General features: G+C 66.2%; 2 protein-coding genes. Both read right to left on the reverse strand.

Annotation, left to right across the window (positions count from 1 at the left end):
* The coding region (locus tag U5A52_RS42780; protein WP_321940431.1) for an MFS transporter at positions 1-350 on the reverse strand (350 nt) is incomplete at its 3' end.
* Positions 351-409: 59 nt separating this feature from the next.
* On the reverse strand, positions 410-1,840 hold the full coding sequence (locus U5A52_RS42785) for a sulfatase-like hydrolase/transferase (protein WP_321940433.1): 1,431 nt from the start codon (positions 1,838-1,840) through the stop codon (positions 410-412).
* Positions 1,841-1,964: the final 124 nt, after the last annotated feature.

Here is a 1,964-nt window from a genome sequence, read left to right on the forward strand (position 1 = left end):
ATGCTCGCGTAGCCGGGAATGAGGCCGATGCCGATCGTCGAGGCCGACATCGCAAGCACGGAGACGAGAAAGATCGCGCGCCGGCCGAAGCGGTCGCCGAGGCTCGAAAGCACGATGCCGCCGAGCGGCCGTGAGACGTAGCCGATCGCGAATACGCTGAACGTGCTGATGAGCGAAGCGATGGGATCGGCGGCGGGGAAGAACTGCCTCGCGATCTCGCGCGCGAACACGCCGTAGATGATGAAGTCGTAGATTTCGAGCGAGCCGCCGAGGCTCGCGAGTATCACCGTCTTCCACTTGCGCTTGAGGCCGGCCGGCGTGGCGGCCGCGGCGAGTCCGGCTGATGGCATGGTCGTCTCCAGTTTGTCTTTGTCGTCTTTTCTTGTCGGTCAGTGCGCGGTGGCGCGCACTATGCCGCCGGTACCGGCGTCGCGGCGGGCGTGCCGGTCCTGAGCGCGGCTTCGCGTCCGCCGAACGATTCGATCAGCCGTGCCTGATCGGCCTTCGCGGCGGCATCGACGGCTTCGGGATCGAGCAGTGCGCGCAACTGCGCTTCGAAGCGCGCGAGCACGTGCGCGTAGGCGGGATCGGCGGCCACGTCGTCGAGTTCTTCGGGGTCTCGTTCGAGATCGAACAACTCGGGGCGCAGGCCAACGTAATAGTGAAACTTGTAGCGCGCGTCGGCGAGCAGATAGGCCGCCGCTTCCGAGCCCACGGCGTGATACTCGCTGAACGCGAGCCGCTCGCGCTGCGCGGGCGCGTTCGCCAGTTGCGCGAGCGAGGTGCCAGGGCCCGTCATCAGCGTCTTGGGGCAGCCGGTCAGATCGAGCAGCGTGTTCTGGACATCGACGAGCGACACCGGTGTCTCGCTGACCTTGCTTGCGGGAATGCCCGGGCCGGCGAGGATCATCGGCACGCCCGTGGATTCCCGGTACATCAGGCACTTGTTCCACATGCCGCGCTTGCCCAGATTGTCGCCGTGGTCGCTGCTGTAGATCACGGTGGTCGTCTCTTCGAGACCGTTGGCGCTCAGCGCGTCGAGCACCTTGCCGGCCTGCGCGTCCATGAACGAAACGAGCGCAAGATAGCACGCCACTGCGAGACGCCGCCGCTCCTCGCTGCCGATGGCCGAATCGTGGTCCATATGGCGCGCCTGGCGCTCGACCCACGGGTGCCGCACATAACCCGTCGACGGATGCAGCAGCGGCAGATCGAGCGACTCCGGCGGATACAGATCGAGCCACTCCTGCGGCACGACGAGCGGGAAATGCGGCGCGACGAGACCCACATACAGCGCCCACGGACGGTCGTCGCGCGCGTGCTCGCCGAGCCACGTCACCGCGGTGTCGGCCACGCGCATGTCGAAGCGGTTGTAGCTCGATGTGCCCGCGCCGATCTTGTCGTACAGCGGCGAGCGCCCCATCGTTTCGGGCAGCGGCTCGCGCACCGAACCCCAGACCTGGCCGATGCCGTCGAGGATGTGCACCGCGTGATGCTGCTGGTGAAAGCCCACGGGCGAGTCGTCCGAGCGGTAGTGAAGCTTGCCGACCGACTCGCACAGCACGTCGTGATCGGCGAGGTGATGCGCCCAGCCGCGCGGCACGCCGTCGTAGGCGAGGGCGTTGTCCCAGCAGCGAATGTCGTGCACGTGGCGGCCGGTCGCGAGACTCGCCCGCGCGGGCACGCAGATCGGCGAGGGCGTGTAGGCGTTCGAAAAACGCGTGCCGCGCGCGGCGAGCGCGTCGAGATTGGGAGTGCGGATGAACGGATGGCCCGCGCAGCCCATGAGGCCGTGCTGATGCTCGTCCGAGAGGATGAAAAGGACGTTCGTGGGTCGCATGATCGATTTGTCGGGCCGTCTGGCATAGGGCGCGGCCGTGTCTCCTGCCCTCAATAGTGGTACGCTCACGCATGAGAGGCAAGTGAGCATTTTTCAAAAGCGAATAACTTTTTGTTATTCGCAG

This window comes from Paraburkholderia sp. J8-2, assembly GCF_905220195.1.
Classification (GTDB): domain Bacteria; phylum Pseudomonadota; class Gammaproteobacteria; order Burkholderiales; family Burkholderiaceae; genus Paraburkholderia.

Bases quoted from the DNA above. Each gene is read 5' to 3' on its own strand.
- U5A52_RS42785 (WP_321940433.1), bottom strand. From the start codon at position 1,840: ATGCGACCCACGAACGTCCTTTTCATCCTCTCGGACGAGCATCAGCAC.